The 1,805-nt window shown below is 40.3% G+C and carries 3 protein-coding genes; 1 reads left to right on the forward strand and 2 read right to left on the reverse strand.

The genetic code is table 11. The features are described from left to right. Nucleotides 1–1,029 (forward strand): cardiolipin synthase (gene cls, locus LD39_RS08995; RefSeq protein WP_035545395.1); only part of this gene is annotated, 1,029 nt, incomplete at its 5' end. A gap of 3 nt (nucleotides 1,030–1,032) precedes the next feature. On the opposite strand, the gene LD39_RS09000 is transcribed toward cls, so the two are convergent. Further along, nucleotides 1,033–1,212 carry a XapX domain-containing protein gene (locus LD39_RS09000; protein WP_035545398.1) on the reverse strand — a complete coding sequence of 60 codons (180 nt, stop codon included), beginning with the start codon at nucleotides 1,210–1,212 and terminating at the stop codon, nucleotides 1,033–1,035. Nucleotides 1,213–1,404: 192 nt separating this feature from the next. Further along, on the reverse strand, nucleotides 1,405–1,805 hold a 401-nt coding region (locus LD39_RS09005), incomplete at its 5' end, for a DALR anticodon-binding domain-containing protein (protein ID WP_035545400.1).

Consider the following 1,805-nt stretch of genomic DNA (forward strand, 5'->3'; position numbering starts at 1 on the left):
TACGAGCGTCTCTTTCAGGATATCTCTAACGCGCGCGAGCAAGTGGATATCTGTTTTTATATTATTGATAACGACTATATAAGCAAAAATTTCCTGCATATTTTAAAAGAAAAAGCGCGGGGAGGAATTCTTGTACGTTTATTAGTTGATCGGGTCGGCGGTTATCGAATCAATAAAAATATGCGAAAAGAACTTACTGCTGCTGGAGTGGAATTTCAGTTTGCCGAGGTTCCAAAGTTCCCATATTTCTTTTATCATTTGAATCGAAGAAACCATAGGAAGATTACCGTCATCGATGGAAAAATAGGATATGCAGGAGGATTTAATATTGGGAAAAATTACATTGGGGAAACGGTTAAATTCGGGGATTGGCGAGACTACCACCTCCGTTTAACTGGGCCAGTTGTCAAAGAATTTCATGAGATTTTTCTAGATGACTGGTATTTGGCTACTGGAGATCGGTTTCCCGCCATCCCTAACCACGATGAAGGAAAGTCCAAAATAAAAATTTCCGCAACGGACGGCTTGGAATTAGAAAAAGAGTTCGACCAAATGATCCGATTTTCAAAAAAAGAAATCCTCATTGGAACGCCTTACTTCATCCCGACTACCAAATTAATGGTTTCGCTCAAAGAAGCATTGAAGAATGACGTCAATATAAAAATATTAGTACCTTTAAAGGCGGATCATCCTTTCGTAAAATCAGCGGGAATAACGTATCTCTATGAGCTCTATCAACACGGAGCAAGCATCCGCTTTTTTGACGCAGGTTTTTATCACGCTAAACTCATCATGATCGACGAACAGTTTGCCGACATCGGTACGGCGAACTTTGATCGAAGAAGCCTGTTTTTGAATAAAGAAGTGAATACTTTTGTGTATGAGGAATCCTTCCTGCAAGAACTTCGAGAAGCGTATTTAAAAGATTTCGATGATGCGATTAACTTTGATGAAACATGGTTAAAAAAACGATCTTTAGCTACCAGAATAAATGAAAAGATCGCAGTTCTCCTGCGACCTTTGCTGTAAGTATTATTTTATAAATTCCGTAATCATCGGTGCGACCCACCCGACGACTTTAAAACCTAAATAGATACCGACGATTCCTGCCACACCTGATATTGCCGGTGGTGCGGGAATCGGTAATTTTAACGATGCAAATAAGATTCCTACGATCAGCCCAGCTAGTAAAGCTAACAAAACTTCCTTCATTTCATCTCTTCTCCTTTATATCTAATCTTTTCGAGAATATCCTGACTTTTGTGTTCTACCTGACTATATTCTCTGCTCTCACTTGTGATGTCATCCATTTCTCCAATAATCTTGCGAGCGTTTTCAAATGTTCATAAGAAAAAGAACGCCCCTGCCCCGTTAGCAAAGACGCCCTTTTAATAATCTATGCAATTACATTTGATCTGGTGCAGACACGCCAACCAATTGTAGTGCATTATTTAATGTCGTTCTTACTGCTTTCATCAGTGCGATACGAGAAGCCGTTCGATCTTTGTGATCTTGATCCAGCACCTTTTCGGCATTATAGAAGCTGTGAAGGTTGGAAGCAAGATCAAAGGCATACTGCGTAACACGGTGCGGCGTACGCTTCTCTGCTGCATCCGCAACAATTTGAGGGAATTCACCCAAACGTTTCAATAGATCCTCTTCCTTCTCAGAGGTTAATAAACTGCCATCAAAGGAATCGGAAGAAAAACCTTTTTCCTCTGCCTGTTTAAGCATCGTGCAAATTCGAGCATGAGCATATTGGACGTAATAGACCGGATTTTCATTAGATTCTGAACGTGCGAGAT

Origin of the sequence: Halobacillus sp. BBL2006 (assembly GCF_000786645.1) — a bacterium.
Classification (GTDB): domain Bacteria; phylum Bacillota; class Bacilli; order Bacillales; family Halobacillaceae; genus Halobacillus.

What these genes read in the sequence shown, in the direction of transcription:
- LD39_RS09000 (WP_035545398.1), bottom strand. Translation starts at nt 1,212, where the DNA reads ATGAAGGAAGTTTTGTTAGCTTTACTAGCTGGGCTGATCGTAGGAATC.